General features: G+C 41.7%; 16 protein-coding genes and 2 pseudogenes. 8 read left to right on the forward strand and 10 right to left on the reverse strand.

What is annotated here, in order from left to right; all coding sequences use genetic code 11:
- Positions 1–281, forward strand: a pseudogene (locus C511_RS0111030) (IS4-like element ISUnCu6 family transposase); the annotation flags it as partial.
- A gap of 15 nt (positions 282–296) precedes the next feature.
- Positions 297–2,225, forward strand: a pseudogene (nifJ, locus tag C511_RS16725) (pyruvate:ferredoxin (flavodoxin) oxidoreductase); the annotation flags it as partial.
- A gap of 41 nt (positions 2,226–2,266) precedes the next feature.
- Here nifJ and C511_RS0111040 read toward each other — a convergent pair.
- The 4 genes from C511_RS0111040 to C511_RS0111055 all read right to left on the reverse strand — a co-directional run bounded on the left by C511_RS0111040 (position 2,267) and on the right by C511_RS0111055 (position 6,881).
- Positions 2,267–3,109 (reverse strand): patatin-like phospholipase family protein, encoded by an 843-nt coding sequence (locus C511_RS0111040; RefSeq protein ID WP_024997225.1) that lies wholly within the window; start codon positions 3,107–3,109, stop codon positions 2,267–2,269.
- Positions 3,110–3,113: 4 nt separating this feature from the next.
- Positions 3,114–5,297, reverse strand: a complete 2,184-nt coding sequence (locus C511_RS0111045; RefSeq protein ID WP_024997226.1) for a cation:proton antiporter — start codon at positions 5,295–5,297, stop codon at positions 3,114–3,116.
- A gap of 167 nt (positions 5,298–5,464) precedes the next feature.
- Positions 5,465–5,812: a DUF4907 domain-containing protein gene (locus C511_RS17295; protein ID WP_158332565.1), complete on the reverse strand. Its 348-nt coding sequence runs from the start codon at positions 5,810–5,812 to the stop codon at positions 5,465–5,467.
- Positions 5,793–6,881 (reverse strand): Kelch repeat-containing protein, encoded by a 1,089-nt coding sequence (locus C511_RS0111055; protein WP_024997228.1) that lies wholly within the window; start codon positions 6,879–6,881, stop codon positions 5,793–5,795. Before C511_RS0111055 ends, C511_RS17295 begins: the two co-directional genes overlap by 20 nt.
- A gap of 201 nt (positions 6,882–7,082) precedes the next feature.
- Here C511_RS0111055 and C511_RS0111060 point away from each other — a divergent pair, with 201 nt between their 5' ends.
- The 3 genes from C511_RS0111060 (at position 7,083) to C511_RS0111070 (ending at position 10,881) form a co-directional block, all read left to right on the forward strand.
- Positions 7,083–8,402, forward strand: coding sequence for a DUF4270 family protein (locus C511_RS0111060; protein ID WP_027318145.1), 1,320 nt, complete (start codon positions 7,083–7,085; stop codon positions 8,400–8,402).
- Complete coding sequence (locus tag C511_RS0111065; protein WP_034782284.1) at positions 8,402–9,601, forward strand: OmpP1/FadL family transporter; 1,200 nt, start codon at positions 8,402–8,404, stop codon at positions 9,599–9,601. The genes C511_RS0111060 and C511_RS0111065 overlap by 1 nt, the downstream gene beginning before the upstream one ends.
- 98 nt (positions 9,602–9,699) lie before the next feature.
- Positions 9,700–10,881, forward strand: a complete 1,182-nt coding sequence (locus C511_RS0111070; protein WP_027318146.1) for a C1 family peptidase — start codon at positions 9,700–9,702, stop codon at positions 10,879–10,881.
- An 82-nt stretch (positions 10,882–10,963) separates the two neighbouring features.
- On the opposite strand, the gene C511_RS0111075 is transcribed toward C511_RS0111070, so the two are convergent.
- The 6 genes from C511_RS0111075 to C511_RS0111100 form a co-directional block, all read right to left on the reverse strand.
- Positions 10,964–11,701 (reverse strand): LytR/AlgR family response regulator transcription factor, encoded by a 738-nt coding sequence (locus tag C511_RS0111075; RefSeq protein WP_024997230.1) that lies wholly within the window; start codon positions 11,699–11,701, stop codon positions 10,964–10,966.
- Entirely contained in the window at positions 11,698–12,783 is a 1,086-nt protein-coding gene (locus C511_RS0111080; RefSeq protein ID WP_394356854.1) for a sensor histidine kinase, read from the reverse strand. The genes C511_RS0111075 and C511_RS0111080 overlap by 4 nt, the downstream gene beginning before the upstream one ends.
- Before the next feature lie 241 nt (positions 12,784–13,024).
- Positions 13,025–14,527, reverse strand: a complete 1,503-nt coding sequence (locus C511_RS0111085) for a carbohydrate-binding domain-containing protein (RefSeq protein ID WP_394356855.1) — start codon at positions 14,525–14,527, stop codon at positions 13,025–13,027.
- A gap of 8 nt (positions 14,528–14,535) precedes the next feature.
- Positions 14,536–15,210, reverse strand: coding sequence for a DUF2490 domain-containing protein (locus tag C511_RS0111090; protein ID WP_027318149.1), 675 nt, complete (start codon positions 15,208–15,210; stop codon positions 14,536–14,538).
- Positions 15,203–15,874 carry a DUF4956 domain-containing protein gene (locus C511_RS0111095; protein WP_024997232.1) on the reverse strand — a complete coding sequence of 224 codons (672 nt, stop codon included), beginning with the start codon at positions 15,872–15,874 and terminating at the stop codon, positions 15,203–15,205. The genes C511_RS0111090 and C511_RS0111095 overlap by 8 nt, the downstream gene beginning before the upstream one ends.
- A 3-nt stretch (positions 15,875–15,877) precedes the next feature.
- Positions 15,878–16,657: a polyphosphate polymerase domain-containing protein gene (locus C511_RS0111100; protein WP_024997233.1), complete on the reverse strand. Its 780-nt coding sequence runs from the start codon at positions 16,655–16,657 to the stop codon at positions 15,878–15,880.
- 244 nt (positions 16,658–16,901) lie between these two features.
- On the opposite strand from C511_RS0111100, the gene C511_RS0111105 reads away from it, so the two are divergent.
- From C511_RS0111105 to C511_RS0111115, 3 genes are read left to right on the forward strand one after another with little or no spacing between them, the layout of a single operon-like run.
- On the forward strand, positions 16,902–17,774 hold the full coding sequence (locus C511_RS0111105) for an electron transfer flavoprotein subunit beta/FixA family protein (protein ID WP_024997234.1): 873 nt from the start codon (positions 16,902–16,904) through the stop codon (positions 17,772–17,774).
- A gap of 20 nt (positions 17,775–17,794) precedes the next feature.
- Positions 17,795–18,814, forward strand: coding sequence for an electron transfer flavoprotein subunit alpha/FixB family protein (locus tag C511_RS0111110; RefSeq protein WP_024997235.1), 1,020 nt, complete (start codon positions 17,795–17,797; stop codon positions 18,812–18,814).
- Between the two features lie 2 nt (positions 18,815–18,816).
- The gene (locus tag C511_RS0111115; RefSeq protein ID WP_024997236.1) at positions 18,817–20,520 is read left to right on the forward strand and encodes an acyl-CoA dehydrogenase family protein; all 1,704 of its coding nucleotides are present in this window, start codon (positions 18,817–18,819) and stop codon (positions 20,518–20,520) included.
- Positions 20,521–20,638: the final 118 nt, after the last annotated feature.

The following is a 20,638-nucleotide window of genomic DNA, read 5'->3' on the forward strand; positions in this document are numbered from 1 at the left end:
AGATTGCCTCCACTTCTTTGGTTGCTTTGCAATACAACATCCTTTCGGTTGTAAAGAGGTTTACAGCATACGAAACGATGGGCAAACTTTTTCAAGACATAACCAAAGACTCTTTGGAACTCTCGGTTACTGACAGAATATGGGGAGCCCTTCAGGAGATTGTTATAGCTATAGCGAACCTCTTCGGATTACTCGATGAGGAAATATACGATGCTATTATCAACAGATCTGAGGAGCTGGGCCATATATGCGATATTTACAAATTAAAACTGGCAAGTTGAACTTGCGAAACATGAACTGTTTACTATATCAACGCCACTCAGATTGCACAAGAAATTGGTTTGGGCAACCGTACGAATACCATTCTTCAGTCTGCTTTCTTCCGTATCACCGGTGTAATCCCTGTTGATCTGGCTATTGAGCAAATGAAGAAATTCATTGTGAAATCTTACGGAAAGAAAGGTGAAGATGTTGTTAACAAGAACTACGCAGCAGTAGATCGCGGTGGCGAATACAAACAACTTCCGGTTGATCCGTCATGGGCTAATCTTCCTGATGAAGATGCAGAAGTAAATACCGATCCGGCATTCATCAATCAAGTTGTTCGTCCTATCAATGCTCAAGATGGTGACTTGTTACCAGTTTCAGCATTCAAAGGAATTGAAGACGGAACATGGCAACAAAGCACTGCTAAATACGAAAAACGTGGTGTTGCAGCATTTGTACCTGAATGGGAACCTGAAAACTGTATACAGTGTAACAAATGTGCATACGTTTGTCCTCACGCTTGTATTCGTCCGTTCGTTTTGGATCAGGAAGAACAAAAAGAAGCCAGCTTCACTACTTTGAAAGCTGTAGGTAAACAATTTGCCGACATGACTTTCCGTATTCAGGTAGGTGTACTCGACTGTTTGGGTTGCGGTAACTGTGCAGATGTTTGTCCGGGTAATCCTAAGAAGGGTGGTAAAGCTCTTGTTATGAAATCTTTGGAATCTCAATTGGCAGAAGCTCCAAACTGGGAATACTGTGTTGACAGCGTAAAAACCAAACAACATTTGGTAGACGTTAAGGCAAACGTGAAAAACTCTCAGTTTGCAACTCCGTTGTTCGAGTTCTCAGGTGCATGTTCGGGTTGCGGTGAAACTCCATACGTTAAACTGATTACTCAGTTATTTGGTGACCGCGAAATAGTAGCTAATGCTACCGGATGTTCATCAATCTACTCTGGTTCAGTTCCATCAACTCCTTATACAACAAACGACAAAGGACAAGGTCCTGCATGGGCTAACTCATTATTCGAAGACTTCTGTGAATTCGGTATGGGTATGGAATTAGCTAACGAGAAAATGCGCGCACGTATTGCACGTATCATGACTGAAGCTCAGGATTCTGACTGCTGTTCTGATGAGCTGAAAGCATTATTCAAAGAATGGATTGAGAATATGCTTGATGCTGATAAGACTAAAGAACTCACAGAAAAAATTACTCCTCTTGTTGAAGGATGTGATTGCAAATACTGCAAAGAAATCGCTTCATTGAAACACTTCCTGGTAAAACGTTCACAATGGATTATTGGTGGTGATGGCGCTTCTTACGATATCGGCTTTGGTGGTCTTGACCATGTAATTGCCAGCGGTAAAGACGTGAATATTTTAGTACTCGATACAGAGGTTTACTCTAACACCGGCGGACAGTCTTCAAAATCAACACCAGTAGGTGCTATTGCTAAGTTTGCCGCTTCAGGTAAGAGAATCCGTAAGAAAGATCTTGGTATGATGGCTACAACATACGGTTACGTATATGTTGCTCAGATTGCGATGGGTGCTGACCAAGCTCAAGCTCTGAAAGCAATCCGTGAAGCAGAAGCATATCCCGGACCATCTTTGATTATCGCTTACTCACCTTGTATCAGTCATGGTTTGAAAGCTGGTATGGGTAAAGCTCAACAAGAACAAGAAGATGCTGTAAAATGCGGCTACTGGCACTTGTGGCGTTACAACCCTGCTTTGGAAAATGAAGGAAAAAACCCATTCTTACTTGATTCAAAAGAACCAAACTGGGATGATTTCCAAAACTTCCTGAAAGGCGAAGTACGTTATATGTCATTAATGAAGCAATATCCTGCTGAAGCTACTGAATTATTCAACGCAGCACAGGAAAATGCAAAATGGAGATATAATAACTACAAGCGTTTGGCTAACCAAGCTTGGGGAACTGAAGCATAATAGTTCTATAAATAAAAAAACCGGCTTCTAAGCCGGTTTTTTTATTTATTCAATTTTAAAAAAGCCTCTGCACAGCGATAGCCTTCATCATAAAAAGTCGTCAGCTTGTTTACATTCCGTTCTATGCGATCAACATTCACCGGTTCGAGAGGACGAATTACTTGAACGCGACCTTCTTTCTCTAAGGCTTCAACCATCTCAAGTTGTTTATTATAACAAAGCGAACGATTATTGAGAGCCTCACGAATTCTAGGATATTTTCGATAAATAAACGAAGGCACCCTTATGTCTTTGGTTTCTTTACGATACCCTTTATTACGTGTTAAAACAACAACATGAGATGCATACCCTTCATCCATGGCGCGTTGCAAAGGGATGGAATCTACAATTCCTCCATCCAGCATGGGAATTTCATCAACATACGTAATGGGGCAAACAAAAGGCAGACTGCTTGACGCACGAACAATGTCTATCAATCTCTTCTTATCACTTTTTTCCTCAAAATAATTGGCCTCACCTGTCAGGCAATTCGTAGTAACCATTTCATAACGTTCGGGTGATGAAAAGTAAGCATCGTAGTCATACGGCAAAATGTGTTCGGGAAACTCAGTAAACAACAAATCAAAATCCATTATATTACGTTTCCTCAGTAAATGTCGCAAACCGATGTAATTGTATTTATCGAGCAAATCGATGTTACTATATTTGGCTCTACCCCTTTGGCGAGATATATACGATAACCCGTTACATGCTCCGGCAGACACACCTATCGTGTATGGGAAACGAATCTGATGATCCATGAAACAATCCAGAACGCCGCATGTAAATACTCCACGCATACCACCACCCTCAAGAACCAGAGCAGTGTCATTGTTTATTGTCATAGTGTTATTTGTCTATTTTATCTCTTATGATAAGCATTGAAGGAGTTTCTCTAAGTGAATTTTCCTCCTCAACCAGTTTATTATATACTTCATGGCTTACCACCAATAAGCCTTCATCGCTGAACAACAATTCATTAGTACTACTAAATTGATGTTCAACAATGGTTTCAGCGTATGAAGAAGTGAGCGTCTTTGTTTGCTCAATAAAGCTATCATCATGCGTATTGAAAAGATATAAATGAATAGGAATGCCGCGTTGCGCAACTGTTTTCACAAAAGGCAGCATAAACAAATCCATTGTTCCTCCCAGAATGAACGAAACAGGACCGTCTGTTTTATCCTTATTAATAAAGATGGCAACCGGACAATCCACACTGCCTAATACATCTTCTATCTTATCTCGAAAGAGGGAGAACCAATAAACCCCTCTCCCTGTTGGAGAATCTGCCCGATAGCGCGTTCCGGCGCCCAATAGCAACATATCCGGATTTTCATCTTTTACAAATTGAGTGATTTCCTGCACTAATTTATCGGTTACCCTGTAGCGGTTATCAATATTCAGATTCAACTCTTCCGCCCTGACATTAACCAAAGCGAAGCTATCTTTTTCATATTGCTCGGCATTTAAGGGATTTACATCAGTACCCACCGTATAATGCGCGGCTATAATCTGATGCTTTTGAAGTCTGTCACCAAACAAAAGAGCAAAAACAGATAACAGATTCCGACCTGACTCGGGATGCCCAAAGCAAAAAATAAGCTTTCGTTTTTGACTGAGTTTTTCTTCTCTGCGCGAGAAATAATTTTCTACCAAATGCAACAGAGGAGTGGTCATAAATGTAGTTACCAATGCCATAATAACCAGAATAACAAAAATAGAGGGCGGCAACACTCCCATTTCATAACCAATATTGAGAGCTACTAATTCCATCAATCCGCGCGTGTTCATCAGCGTACCGATTGTAAGACTATTCTTCCATGATTCGCCAACCAGACGCGAAGCAATAGCACAACCTCCTAGCTTACCCACAATAGCCACCGCAATTAACAGAATGCATACACCCCACAAAGCCGGACTATTAATCAAACCGATTTCCGTACGCAAACCTGTAAATGCAAAAAACAAAGGTAAGAAAAAGACCAATGCAATATCTTCCACCTTTTCCATCATCACTTTACGGAAACCCATATTGGGAGGCATAACCACGCCTGCCATAAAAGCACCGAACAAAGCATGAATACCCAAGATTTCTGTCAACGTTGCCGAGATAATAAGTACCAATAATATAAAGCTCACGAACGGCTTAGTTATAACTTCCTGACTGGCATAGGCCACGCCCAACTTCCTCAAAAACGGTCGGACTACAAAGAACATAATGACAATATACAAAAGGGTAAGACCTACCGTGTAAAGAGCACCAACAAATGTTCCGGCTTTAGCAATGGCAATGACCACAGCCAACAAACACCAAGCCGTTACATCATCGTTTGCAGCCGAGGCGATAGATAAAATCCCCACAGGTGTTTTCGTCATGTTCCTCTCTTGCAGTATTCTTGCCATAACAGGAAAAGCCGTTATGCTCATGGATATACCTATAAATAAAGAAAAGGGCAGAAAATCTGTTTGATTGGCTGCATATTCTTCATAAATCCAGAAAGAGGCAACAGTCCCTAAAAAGAAAGGAACCAAAATACCGGCATGGCTTATCACAAGGGTTTCATTAATCTTATTTTTTAATATAGAAAAATCAAGTTCCAGACCGATAACAAACATGAATAGAATCAACCCAATTTGGCTCAGCAACTCCAGATTAGTTAAAGATTCACTTGGAAAAAGAAATTGATACGCTTCGGGAAAGAAATAACCTAATAAAGAAGGGCCCAATACGATACCCGCAACAATTTCGCCTATTACGCCCGGTTGATGAATGTGTTTAAACAAGTAACTAAAGAAGCGCACGGCTAGTAACACCACAATGATCTGTAAAAGTAAAACTGCCAGCGGATGATGCAAGTTCTCTTGCATAAATTGCAGAAAAAGGTCAAAAGGTGAATCCGTTCTATCAGGAACATGATGAGACGAATGACTGGCAAATGCCATTCCTTCTCCAACAGAAAGATAAATTAAAGTACCGAAAAGCAGTAACATCAAAGCGTATATAATATAATTCCTTTGGGCCTTTTGCATACGAATAACTTTTTAAGTTTACTTTTGGTAACAAAATAACTAAATAATTAGTTTGCTTTCACCTAATAATGCAATAAATATTTCATAAAAAACAAGTTTACCAATAATGAAGAAGCCATATCTTTCCCCCAAAGAAAGATATGGCTAACATACGAAAATGAAATCTATTAATAACTCACGGATAAATTAAGTTCCTGAATCTCTTTCGCAGAGACTGAAAAACCATATCCGCTCTCTAGTTTATTTCTAACCAACTGAGCCACTTTTATTGCATCCTCTTTGCTTACAAAAGGTTTGTTGTGGCCAACAGCCGGAACAAAAGGTTGATAAATAAGCATCTCATCTTGATGAAGAATCTTATAGCCGAATCCGCCTTCATGAAGTTCAACCACTTCAATTGTATAATAGTGATCCGGACCGTTCTTACTAAACTTCCACCAACAAAACATGCCTACAACCATAGTGAGCAAGATGAGGGTAAAAGCCAATCCTTTTTTAGTCTTCACGATTTTCATAAGGTGAAAGTTCATACATATCATCTAACCGATAGCTGCCCGATGCTCCGGCAACTACAAAGCCTCTGTTATTTAGCGTGAAAGCAGTAGCACCTGAACGTGAGGAACCTTGAGAGCCGGAATTTAGTAAGGCGAAAGGAGTATAACCATCATCACTATCACCCGACCAAAGATCCGTATCGGGATCATAAACCCAATAATCACTTTTCAAACTTCCTGTGGTTCCTGTAGTGACATATCCTTTGCTATCAATAACAAAAGCCACTGCCCCCGATCTGACTATAGCATAATCGTCATCATAATCTTCATCCGTATTGGTGTCGGCAATGTCTCTCAAGCGAGTAAAAGTAGAGCCGTCAAAAGACCAAAAATCGTCGGGATAACTACCATTGTTAGTACCAAAGCCGAAGTATGCTTTATTGTTGATGACAAAAGCCGTACCGTACTGGCGCTTATCACCGCCAAATCCCGTCACAACCGTCCATTGCGAGCCACTAGCTGCATTCGGATCGAACTTATAAAAGTCCTTGTACCAGTTGCTTGTGTCATAACCGGTACCTAAGTATCCATAATTACCTAAAGCAAATCCCAATGCACCGTAACGTGCTTCTTTAATGAAGTCATCTTTTTGAGTCCACGAATCAGAATCCGGATTATATTCCCATGTATCTGCCAAAGGCCTAGAGTCAATATCAATTCCCGTAGAAACATACCCCTTTCCGTTTACGGCAAAACCAACAGCTGCACTTCTGTAACCTGCTTCAGTTGGCATATCGGCACATTGTGTCCAATAACCATTGCCGCCCTCAACAGGTGTATATTTCCATAAATCCCTTAATTTGGTTGGGCTCGACCCTCCTTTATATCCACAACAAATATAACCTTCATTGTTAATAACAAAACTGGCAGCCTCCGTACGAGCCGGACCGTCTAATGCCGAACGGCGGTACCAAACACCTACCGTATACTCATCATCTTCTGTACATGAGCTAACCAAAGAAGTGCCGATACAAGCGAAGAGCACAAAAAGTATCGTTTTTGAAGTTGCATTCCAAATACTTACATTCATCTTTTAATGCGGTTTAATAGTTAATTATTGAGCGGCAAATGTAAGAGTCAAAGGTGCAGATAAAAAAAAGAATCGACGAACAGTGTTTTTTCATCTACTAAAAAAATACAGTCGATAAAATAGGGTGATTTGTCGATAGTATTTTGTCACCATACAACAAATAGCTTCTTTTGCCGCACTAAAACCTCAACTAAAATTAGAATGAAGCCAGGAATTTGGATTATTACATATTTGTTTTGTTTACTATTAGCCTCCTGCAGAGATGAAGCGTCTTCTGCAGGAGGAAAATGGGTAGAAAGTTCTTTTTATAATATACAGACCGACACGTGTACTGTGTTGCTCAGCACCATTCTTGCCGATTCGGTTGCTACATCGGGCGACTCGATTTGTCAGATAGGCCATTACAGGGGTACAACATGGGGGGATATTCAAGCATCATTCTATGCTGAATATAGCGCACCTTCGGTCAGCCTCAACGAAGAAACGACTTATCGGTTTGACTCCATCACCATCATTATGAATCCGAGCGGAAGCTATCTGGGCGACACAATCAGTACGCCACAACACATATATATGCACAAGTTAACGTCAAACATGGCGCTTGATAAAGACGGATACCTATACAACACAACCAGCTATCCGTACGAAGCAACTCCTTTTGCTACTCTCACCTTCAAAAATCAACCGGTGAAGAAGAAAAAACTGGAGCTGCGACTTCCCGATGAATTTGGGCAGGAATTGCTGGGCTTAATGAAAGACCAGTCCATTTACTTCAGGTCGCAAGATTACTTCAGAAGTTACTTGAAAGGAATTGCATTTGTTCCCGATAAAGCCGACAAGTGCATCAGCGGATTTGGTGTAAGCGATTCGAGCATGTATATTAAATTGTATTACAGCCAAATAACGTCTTCGATAACAAACATGAGTACGGTGTTCACTCCCAGTTCAACATTGAAATACAATAAGACCGTACAAGATCGCAGCAACAGTATCTTGGCAGACATCGTGCCGGGATCCAACAATGCTTTATCATCCAATAAAACCGAGCATCAGGCTGTTGTTCAAGGCTTGGTAGGTAATTATATTAAAATAGAATTTCCCCACCTCAACAATCTGTTATTGCAAGGTGATATGGTGACGATAGAAAGTGCCATGCTGTACCTGTATCCCATTGACGGGACGTATGATACTGAAATGCCACTGCCTTCCTCGCTCAGCATGTATACCCTTGATGATAGCAACGTGGCACAAGAAGCGATAACCGATTCGTATGGAACAAGTGTGCAAGACGGAAGCCTGGTTTCCGACAAAAGTGTTGCCAACGGAACCTATTATACATTTGACATCACCTCATTCCTGCAAGATAATCTGGGAACATTCGGCATGAACCGACAAAACCTGATGCTGATGCTTCCCAACAGTGAATTCAGTACCACACTAAACGGCGTAACTTTTGGCGACCAAAACCGTGAGCACAATAAGTTGAAATTAGTGGTATTATATAAAATATACAACGAATAATGAAGTACATATTATTTTTATTGACTTGGTGTGTTCCCACACTAATGGTAGCCCAAAATACAACTAATTCGCCTACATCGATGTTCGGTATCGGCGAGGTAACCACTGGTGATGGCGGACAATATGCCGGTATGGGGGGAGTAGGCATTGCACTTCGGGGCAACAGCTTTCTCAACTTAACCAATCCGGCTGCCCTGACAGAAATCGACAGCTTGAAATTCACCATTGAAGCCGGCGTAATGGGAGCATACAAAAAATATACTCAATCAGGAATAGGCAATAATTCAACAGTAGGTAATCTCAATAATCTGGCTGTAGGCTTTCGGATTTTACCCCGTTGGTACGGAGCTTTATCCATATCGCCTATTAGCAGTGTGGGTTATGCTATTACATTGGATCAACAAGTGGAAGGAACCAACGGTGGCATTATCTCTTCTTACTTTGAAGGTGACGGCGGACTATCCAGAATAAACCTAAGCAATGCTTTCTTAATCGGCAAGAATCTTTCGTTGGGAGCCAACCTCTCGTATATAACCGGTACCATTACCCAAACAGAAACTCAAGGGAGCGCTACCCGGGAAGAGACTTCGCGGAAGACAGCCTGCTATGCCGATTTAGGAATGCAATATAAATACAACCTGAATAAGAACAACGCATTCATATTGGGTGCTACCTACGGATTTAAGCAACAATTATCTCAAAAGAATGAACTGTCGGTTAGCAGCACCAGTGATGATACAACGATTGATAAGTCCGAGCATTCCGTTAAGCAGTACATGCCTCAATTCATCGGGATCGGCTTGAGTTATAACACACCCAAGTGGACTCTCTCGGGTGACTACAAATGGATACAATGGGATAAAATGGAATCATCGCAAAGCATTGTAAGCTATGCCAACCAAAACCTCCTTAAGCTTGGTTTGGCATACACATTGGGAAATCCTTACCGAACTCCCATTAAGTTGATGCTAGGAGCAGGCACCAGCAATTCATACGTTGTTATAAAGAAAAACGAACCGCAGAATTATTATATCAGTACAGGAGCGGCTTTTACGCTTAAAAACAAAAACATCTTTTCCTTTGGGGCTAAATACAGCGACCAAACCAAAGTCAACACAGGCATGCCACGCGAGCAAAGTTTATCATTCTACCTGAACATCTCTTTTAGCGAACGTGCATACCGTGGTAAACTGCAATAAAAATGTAGTTTTCTCTTCATTTTTATGTAAAAAAGACAGGATTAAAAGAATTTCCGTGTATCTTTGTCGCATAAATAAACATAATATATCAAGAGAGAATGAAGAATATAGTATTAATTGCAACACTGGGCTTGTTAAGCCTCAACACAGTTGCACAAGAGCCTAAAAAAGAAGAAGGTTTTGTTTTCAGCACAGTAAAAGAGAATCCAATTACATCCATCAAAAACCAGAACAGATCGAGTACTTGCTGGAGTTTCTCGAGCCTTGCATTCTTGGAATCAGAGCTTCTCAGACAAGGTAAAGGTGAGTATGATTTATCAGAAATGTTCGTTGTACACCACACCATGGCCGATCGTGCAGAACGATACGTGCGTCTTCACGGTGACAACTCTTTCTCTCCGGGCGGTAGCTTTTATGATGTTGTTTATTGCATGAATAACTACGGACTGGTTCCTCAGGAAGCCATGAACGGAATTATGTATGGTGATACTCTTCCCGTGCACAATGAACTTGATGCTGTTGCCGAAGCTTACGTTAATGCTATTGCCAAAGGCAAACTTACCAAGCTTACTCCGGTATGGATGAATGGTTTGAATGCTATTTATGATACTTATCTGGGCAAATGTCCCGAGAAGTTCTCTTATAAAGGAAAAGAATACACGCCGCTTACTTTCGCTAAATCATTGGGATTGAATGCTGATGATTATGTATCCCTGACTTCATACACCCATCATCCTTTCTATAAAAAGTTCGCCATTGAAATTCAGGACAACTGGAGAAACGCAGAATCGTGGAACTTGCCCATCGATGAGTTTATGACGGTTATTGAGAATGCGGTAAACAATGGTTATACGGTAGCTTGGGGAAGTGATGTGAGCGAAGATGGTTTTACACGTGACGGCATTGCGGTTGTTCCTCAGATGAACCGCACAGACCTCACCGGTTCTGACATGGCTCGCTGGACAGGACTTACCATGGCCGACAAACGCAAGGAGTTAACCTCTAAGCCCATGCCTGAAATGGAAATTACTCAGGAAATGCGTCAAAAGGCATTCAACAACTGGGAAACAACAGATGATCACGGCATGCTCATTTATGGCATGGCCAAAGATCAAAACGGAAAAGAATACTATATGGTTAAAAACTCTTGGGGAACCAATAACAAATACAAAGGAACCTGGTATGCTTCCAAAGCATTCGTAAAGTATAAAACAATGAATATATTAGTTCACAAAGATGCTTTACCCAAAGAAATTGCAAAGAAATTAGGTTTCAAATAAGGCATAACCACCTTTCCGGAAAACCTCGTTATCTTTTTAAAAAACCTCTTTATGTTTTTGAAAAACATAAAGAGGTTTTTTCTTATTTGCCTAAGCACATTTTACTAATGTAATCGTTGAACTTTTCTTTGTAGTTATCGCCCACCGGAATATAAACATTCCCCTCAAAAATAATCCTTAATCGTGATATTTCCTGAATCTTGTGCAGGTTAACAATATAAGAACGATGCACCCTCATAAACATGCTGGCAGGTAATCGCTCTTCCAGTTTGCGCATGCTCAGTAAGGTCATCAGCGGTTTGTCCTCGCCTTCCAGATAGATGCGCACATACTCACTCATGCACTCAATGTATTTTATTTGGTTGACGTTGATTCTGATAATTTTATAATCAGACTTTACAAACAACGTACCGTCAGGATTAATCACGTTTGAATCATTATCGGCTGCTCCTCCACCCGAACGGTATTCCAACTGTTTACGAGCCTTGTCGACCGACTTCAGGAAATCCTTAAAACTGACAGGTTTTAAGAGGTAATCAACCGCATCAAGTTTGAATCCTTCAACGGCATATTCAGAGTATGCCGTAGTAAACACCACCAAAGGACTGCTTACTAAAGAACGCACAAAATCAAGCCCGTTTAAATCGGGCATGTTGATATCGACAAAAATAAGATCCACATCTTCCGATGCAATTAATTGCATGGCTTCAAAAGCATCCTGACAGGCACCTACCTGGTGCAGAAACGGAACATTAGATATATAGCCGGCTATTTGTGCCAATGCCAGCGGTTCATCATCAATGGCAATACATTTTATCATGCTGTGATAGGTATTATCAATAGTACATTATAACAATCGGCTACTTCTTCGATAGACAAAACATAATCTTCACCATAAAGCAGGCGTAACCTTTTTCTAATATTCTCAAGTCCAATGCCACAGTGCTTCCCGTCGCCCTTCTTCCAGTTGCTGTTTGAACATTGAAACAGGAGTTGCTGATCTTCCACTTGCATGCAAACATGAATAAAGGAATCTTTTTGGTAACTCACTCCATGTTTAAACGCATTTTCAATAAAAGAGATAAAAAGCAAAGGAGGCACTTCAATATTGGGCAGCTCACCCGGCATACTTACTTCAATACTCACTTTGTCAGTATACCGAAGGCGCATCAGTTCTATGTAATTTATCAGGAATTTAATTTCCCTGGAAAGGCTGACTGTTTTATTGCTGGATTCATAAAGCACGTAACGCATCATTTTAGAAAGTTCCAGAATACTAGTCTTTGCCTTCTCTGAATCAAGATCAACCAATGCATGAATATTATTGAGCGTATTCATAAAAAAGTGAGGATTGATTTGATACTTCAGATACTCCAGTTCCGACTGTAGATTATGTCTTTCCAACTCTTTCATCATTTCCTCGTCACGCAGAGATTTAAACATAAGCTTTACGGCTATATTAAACCCTACAATTAAAATGGAAAGAATAAAATGACTGTAGAAAGGACCCGGAAAGAAAGGAAAAATGAAAAACCTCTTTCTCAAGTCTTTCTCACCTTTACGGTCCGGTCCGGGTAAAAGCTTACGAGGTCCTTCGGGGTGTTGGTCTTTCATTTCATCCGGTGCGGGTTCGTCCATCTTATCGGGCATGGGCATTTGCGTAGCCTTTTCGCCCCCCATGCGTTGCCAACTTCGCTCGGCACGAGGATGAAATCGGTCTTCGGGTGTCTCTATAAACCTTCTGCCTACAAAGTTCAATCCCAGCATGGCAACAATTACCGCTACGACTAACACGGTATATGTTACGTATTTTTTTCGTAACAGATAACGCGCCAGAAACCAGTTATTGATGACAAACACGCCAAATAACGGTAAGATTCCCAGCCATATGGAAGAAATCATGCGCCAATTTAGTGATGATTCCTTGCCCGAATAAAGGGAAAAATAATTCCCGATAATGGGCAAAAGAAAAATCAAAAACCAAATCACCGCATAGATCAGGTTCTCTAAAAAAAGCCTTTTCCTAAACTTCATAACTACATAAACCAATGTACAAAAGTAATTCTACCCCGTGAAGCTCACAAAAGGAATCGACAAACCGAATGTTTTTATCGTCAGACTGATTAAACATACCTCAGAACAACTATCGCCAACCGGGCTGTCCGCCGCCACCTGTGCTCACATTGCCCACCTGCGTTACCATAGAGCTGCTGGTAAAAGTAGACAATTGAGTTCCCGCTGTGTAAGTTCCGGCAGTGTAAAGTCCGTGAAAATCTGTTCCGCCGGAAACTGTACCTCCCGAATAAATGGTATAACTAGTACCGGCAGTGAGAGAAGGACTGCTAAACAGCAAAGTCATTTGTGAATAAGTTCGGGGAATTTTGCACACTAAAACAGTCTCGCCTGTTGAAGAAACTACGCTGAAATATTGATTCGAAGTGCCGGAACCTCCATATATTAAGGAACGCTGCGTGCTGGCCGACGAAGTAGGCGTACTAGTTGCTCCACCGAACCCCACCAAAGTTCCTCCGGTTATTTTAAATGTGTTTTGATCGCAATCAATGCCTTCTTCTGGACTAGTAGTACCCGAAGACACAATCAATCCGCCCGATATGGTTAATGGCCCGTTAGAGTCAATACCGTCATTATTGGAACTATAGCAATAAACCGAGCCACCCGTTATAACAATACCACTTGCCGCATTGATGCAATCGTCATAAGCAGTAACCTCCACCGTTCCGTCGTTAATAGTCAATACACTTTTACTCTCAATGCCTTCGCTGGAGTCTCCTCCTTTGGCTGTTACATTAATAGTACCCCCGTTAATAGTCACATTACCATATCCCTTAATACCTTTGGCCGATGCCGCTTTGGTCGTTACAGTAACCGTACCGTCGTTAATAACCACAGCACCTTCGTCGCAGTTTATACCTTCGTCAGTAGACGTAACCTGAACCGTGCCACCCTCAATTAATATAGCCTCGTTGGTATGGATGCCATCGGTTGCAGCTGCGGCAACCGTTAATTGCACCCCCTGACGAATCAATATATAATCATCGCTACACACAGCGTGTTTGTATTTACCGGATACGGTGAGACTACCGCTCCCACTGAAGATAAGCTGCCCTTCACTAAAAAAACATCCTTTCTGGTCTTCCGTGCTGGTAGGGTAAGACGAGCTGTCGGTCAACTTATTAACAGTTCCTTCCGTAAGTACGGCAAAAACCCTCTTGTGCGATTGAATGTTTATAGCCGGTCCCGAAGTAGAGGTTATATCCACGCCGTTAAAGTTCAACTTAAACTTATAATCGCTATAAATTTTCAAAGAACCGGCCGTTGTGGTACCACTCAATACGTATTCAACCCCTTCAATAGTCGAAGTGATCACCACATTGGCACCCGATTGTGATACCGTGACCCCACTCGCAGTATTCGTTACGCTGGCAGTGGTGCCCGAATAAACAATACCAACCACCGTGCTGAATGTAGCATTCTCAACCAAATCATCATCCGAAGGTTCTGTTATCACTTCACCCGAAGTGTCGCCGTTTTCATCCGTCATCTCATCGGTATCACTGGTACAACCTAAGCAAAGAGCGCCTGCCAGCGTCATCATGTAGCATACAATTACATATCTTTTCATCATACTGAGCTTTAAAATTTTAGTGAATAACCTAGTCCCAAAACATGTCCGTCATCTTCATCATCATCCGTTTCCGACTGGTATCGGTAAAACAAATCGAGCTTACTACGTTTATTAATCTTGTATTCAGTACCCAACGTATACCTTGTTTTTTCCAGATCATTACCCTGCGGATTATTCAAGGTGTGATAAAACTCCACCGAAGTATATGGAGTCAGTTTTGATTTGGGCAGATTATAAGCAAGCTGTAACCGTGATCGCATAATCTTCTTGGGATTTGCCCGAGAGGCGGTTTCAGACACCCCCACCCGATAGGTTTGCTGGTATTTTTCGCGCAAAGAAAGTTCTATTCTATTCCATACATAACTGCCGGTTGCATAGAAGCTATACCGATGTCCTACCTCCCATTCTCTTTTCGGATGATTATAGTTAATCAAGTTATAAGCACCGCCCAGCTTCAAATAAGAGTTAACTGAATATGAAAGATCAACGCCTGCCGACCATCGGTCAATGGTTCCTACATCGTTTCGCGTTCTGAACTCCCCTTCAAAAGAAGCGTCGAAGCCCGGAAATATTTTCTTTTTCACCTCCAGACTTGTCCATATACCAAAGTCACTATCCTGAGCACTTACCATGGGAGCAACGAACCAAAGCAAGCCCGATAAAATCAAAAGAAACTTATTCATTTTCACGTGGTATTCTAGTTACTGTATCAATGGTATTTATCTCATCACAAAGCGGTTCATAGTATATTTTTACCATGGCACTGTCACGCAAGAAATCAATATGCCCCACTTCAACTTTCAGGATCGGGAGTCCCGTTCGTTGCTTCAAGTCATCTAACAACAAAGCTGCATTCTCCGGTTTAATAAGTTCAATGCGGTCATATTGAATCAGTTTGCAGGAGATGTGTTTTAGCCATCGATTGCTTTCACTCACCCAAATGCTGAGAATAAAAATTAAATTCGTAGCAACCAACTCGGTATAACTTATTTCCACAGCCAAAGCGTTGATGACTGAAATGGCAATAATCACAAATAAGTAAGTCATCTCCCTGATGGGAACCGATTCCGTTCGGTATCTGATGATGCCGAAGATGGCAAACAGCCCTAGTGCAAAGCCTATTTTCAGTTTAACGCTGCCAAGCAAAAAAATTAAAAAGAATACGCTGATGCTTATTAACGTAAAGGTGAAGTAATAGTCGCGTCTTTTGCTTTTCGAGTAATAAAAGAACTGAATGATACCAAATATCACCAGCATATTAAAGGCAAACCTCAACAGCAGTTGCATGAATCCCGCACCATCGAGCAGCGGTGCCTCCAGCAAAGTTATATCCGTAAAATCTTCCATGGTCTAAATTGTTATTTGATTTTGTATTTGTTCTATTTTCCTTATTCTGGGTTTAAAGCGATTATACTTCAAAGCCGGGTTAGTGAGCACAGAGCCCAAACAATACTTACTGATGCTCACCGGCAGCACATGCATTTGATGCAGAATCTCTTTTACCGGAGAGAAATGATTGCCATCTCTTTTTAACTCAATGATAGCTACCTGATCCATCGCGGCCTGTTGTCCGGTAAGCAAGTCTTGAAAGCACACGTTCGTGTCAATGGTTAAACGCTCTGTCATTTGTTTGTTAACAAGCGTTATGCGGTTGAAGGAATTCTGCAATTTACCAGAGAGTTGCGATAAGCTGTACCAAGCATATTTCTGCAGGAAATCCTCGGCGCCTTCTTCCCGCATGTTAAGCAAGCTACTTACGAGTATTCGTTTCTTGTCCGTGCGTCCTTTGTTATTCTTATTTTTCACTTCGAGGAAAGTCAGTCCGGAATCTTTATAGGTGCGTACCCGTATCTTTTCACGAACGGTTCTTCCATTTTGATGAGCCATAAACATGTCTCTCCCTTCAGTGTCCAAGTACGTTGTTTCATAAGGCATGTTCCGTCGACACGTTATTTCCTGAATCCTATAATCTTTCTGCAATGAAAGAAGGATAGCAGGCAACAAATCAATGGAAGTAGTGTACTTCGTATCAATGCGGTTCATTAAGCGAACGGCATTCATCTCTTCAAGTGACACCGGTTCAAAGTGAGTAAGCAAAGGATTTAAGTAGTCTAAATGCATAAGTTCCATATTACAATCGTGTTACGAAACTATGGAGAATAGTTCTGATTAAAAAAACGAATCAATCAACTGCTCTATTTTATAAACGAGTTGGTTGTTTTATCCGCTAAATGTCGCGGCAGCAGCAGAATAAAAAGATGTTGAGGAACATGGTTCTTGCTCATAACAGACCCATTTGTGCATTTTTAAAGCATATTTCTTTGCAGAATCAACTGATTGCGTAAATTTGCAGGATAATACTAATACTTATAACATGAGTTTGAAAATTGTTGTACTGGCAAAACAAGTTCCCGACACACGAAATGTAGGGAAGGATGCCATGAAAGCCGACGGAACTATTAATCGCGCGGCACTTCCTGCTATCTTCAATCCGGAAGATCTCAATGCATTAGAGCAGGCTCTCCGTTTAAAAGATGCCCATCCGGGGTCAACTGTTACTATCCTCACCATGGGTCCGGGCCGGGCCGCCGATATAATTCGTGAAGGATTATTCAGAGGAGCAGATAATGGTTATTTGCTAACCGACAGGGCATTTGCCGGTGCCGATACCTTAGCCACATCTTATGCATTGGCTACAGCTATCAAGAAGATCGGTACCTGTGACATTATCATCGGTGGACGCCAGGCGATTGATGGTGACACGGCACAAGTTGGGCCCCAAGTAGCTGAGAAGCTGGGAATGCCCCAAATAACTTATGCAGAAGAGATTTTAAAAGTGACCGACAAAACAATCACAGTAAAACGACACATTGATGGTGGAGTAGAAACCGTAACAGGCCCTCTGCCAATGGTTATAACCGTAACAGGATCGGCAGCTCCTTGTCGCCCCCGAAATGCCAGACTCGTGCAAAAGTATAAACATGCCAAAACAATTACCGAGAAACAACAAGGTAATTTGGACTACACAGAATTGTATGACAAACGCGACTATCTAAACTTGGTTGAGTGGAGCGTTGCCGATGTACAAGGTGATTTGGCACAGTGCGGACTCTCCGGTTCACCCACCAAGGTGAAAGCTATTCAGAACATTGTATTCCAGGCCAAAGAGAATAAAACGATTGGTAGCAATGACCGCGAAATTGAAGAACTAATTGTTGAACTGTTAGCTAACCATACCATTGGCTAAACTCCTAATTACTGAGAAATATGAATAACTTATTTGTATATTGCGAAATAGAAGACGGAAATGTAGCCGATGTAAGCTTGGAACTCCTTACCAAAGGTCGTTCGCTAGCTAACGAATTGAAATGTCAGCTGGAAGCTGTTGTAGCCGGAACTAATTTAAAGAACATTGAAAAGCAAATCATTCCTTATGGTGTTGACAAACTACATGTTTTTGACGCCAAAGGTTTGTACCCTTATACTTCATTGCCCCATACCTCTATATTGGTCAACTTATTTAAGGAAGAACAACCTCAAGTTTGTTTGATGGGTGCTACGGTTATCGGTCGTGACTTAGGCCCTCGTGTATCGTCGGCCCTAACCAGCGGATTGACAGCCGACTGTACCGCTCTGGAAATTGGTGATCACGAAGATAAAAAAGAAGGAAAGACTTATAAGAACCTACTTTATCAAATTCGTCCCGCATTTGGCGGCAACATTGTAGCAACCATTGTCAACCCCGAACATCGTCCGCAAATGGCTACTGTTCGCGAAGGTGTGATGAAAAAACAAATCCTTTCTGACACTTACAAAGGAGAAGTCATCAAACACGACGTGAGTAAGTATGTTGCTCCGACCGACTTCATCGTTGAAGTGATAGAACGCCACGTAGAAAAAGCAAAAAATAACTTGAAAGGATCACCTATCATCATTTCGGGCGGATACGGCGTTGGCTCTAAAGAGAATTTTGACTTGCTGTTTGAATTGGCCAAAGTGCTGAATGCAGAAGTTGGTGCCAGCCGTGCTGCTGTGGATGCAGGTTTTGCCGAACACGACAGGCAGATTGGACAAACCGGAGTCACTGTTCGTCCTAAGTTATATATTGCCTGTGGCATTTCGGGACAGATTCAACACATTGCCGGTATGCAGGAAAGTTCAATGATTATCTCCATTAATAACGATGAAGATGCACCGATCAATACCATAGCCGATTACGTAATCAATGGTACGGTGGAAGAAGTTATACCGAAGATGATCAAGTTTTACAAACAAAATTCTAAGTAATCATGGCTAATTTTTATATCGATACACCGGAACTCAAGCACCACTTGAATCATCCGTTAATGAAAAGAATCGTAGATCTGAAAGAAAGAAACTACGCAGACAGAGAAAATTACGAATACGCTCCTGTTGACTTCGAAGATGCAATGGACAGCTATGATAAGGTTCTCGAAATTGTGGGTGAAATTTGTGGTGATATCATTGCGCCCAACGCCGAAGGTGTTGATCACGAAGGCCCTTCCGTTGCCGACGGTCGGGTGACGTATGCAAACGGAACTTTTGCTAACCTGGAAGCTTGCCGCAAGGCCGGTTTAATGGGTATGGCTATGCCCCGACGTTTTGGCGGACTTAACTTCCCCGTTGTGCCTTACATCATGGCGGCAGATATTGTGAGCCGCAGTGACGCAGGTTTTGAAAACTTGTGGGGACTTCAGGATTGTGCCGAAACGATTTATGAATTCGCTAACGAAGATCAGAAGAAACGCTATATAACCCGTGTTTGTCAGGGAGAAACCATGTCAATGGACCTGACGGAACCCGATGCCGGTTCCGACCTGCAATCGGTTATGCTCAAAGCTACTTACAGTGAGAAAGACGAATGCTGGTATCTGAACGGAGTGAAACGTTTCATTACCAACGGTGACGCCGACATTCACCTTGTATTGGCACGCTCGGAAGAAGGTACTCATGACGGTCGCGGCTTGTCTATGTTCATTTACGACAAACGAAACGGCGGAGTGAACGTGCGTAGAATTGAAAACAAGATGGGTATCAAAGGATCACCTACTTGCGAGCTGGTTTACAAAAACGCAAAAGCAGAACTTTGCGGTGATCGTAAACTGGGTCTTATTAAATACGTTATGGCGCTGATGAACGGTGCCCGTCTGGGTATTGCCGCTCAATCGGTGGGATTATCGCAGGCCGCTTACAACGAAGCATTGGCTTATGCCAAAGACCGCAAACAGTTTGGAAAAGCAATTATTGAATTCCCGGCTGTTGCTGAAATATTGTCTTTGATGAAAGCTAAACTCGATGCGTCACGCACCTTGTTATATGAAACAGCTCGTTATGTAGATGTTTATAAAGCTCTCGACGATATTGCCAAAGAACGTAAACTAACTCCAGAAGAACGTCAGGAACAGAAAACATTCTCTAAGTTAGCCGATAGCTTTACTCCTCTTGCCAAAGGAATAGGCAGTGAGTTTGCAAACCAAAATGCATACGACTGTATTCAGATTCACGGTGGTTCGGGTTTCATGAAAGATTATGCTTGTGAGAGAATTTACCGTGACTCACGCATCACTTCCATTTACGAAGGTACTACGCAATTGCAGGTGGTTGCAGCCATCAGATACGTTACGACCGGTGCTTATTTAGCTAAAATCCGCGAATATGAAACGGCACAGGTAGCTCCTGAGTTTGAAGGATTAAAGAATAGATTGAAAGAGCTGGCAAATAAATACGAGGCTATTGTGACTAAAATCACTGAAGAGAAAGATCAGGAACTGATTGATTTCGCCGCTCGCCGTTTAGTAGAAATGTCGGCCCATCTTATCATGTCTCACCTAATGGTTCAAGATGCAAGCAAGAACGATTTGTTTACTGAATCGGCTCATGTTTACGTAAGATTCGCTGAATCTGAAATAGACAAGCATGTTACTTTCCTTAGCAAATTCGACAAAGATGATTTAGCTTACTATAGAAAGTAAGCTTCTAATCACCGCTATATAAGGGCACTCTCTTCTGTTTTTGAAGAGGGTGCCCTTTCTTTTATAATTAAACATATACAAACAACCCATAATAACAGTTAATTTATAGTCGCACATA

Source organism: Bacteroides graminisolvens DSM 19988 = JCM 15093 (genome assembly GCF_000428125.1).
In the GTDB taxonomy this organism is placed as follows: domain Bacteria; phylum Bacteroidota; class Bacteroidia; order Bacteroidales; family Bacteroidaceae; genus Bacteroides; species Bacteroides graminisolvens.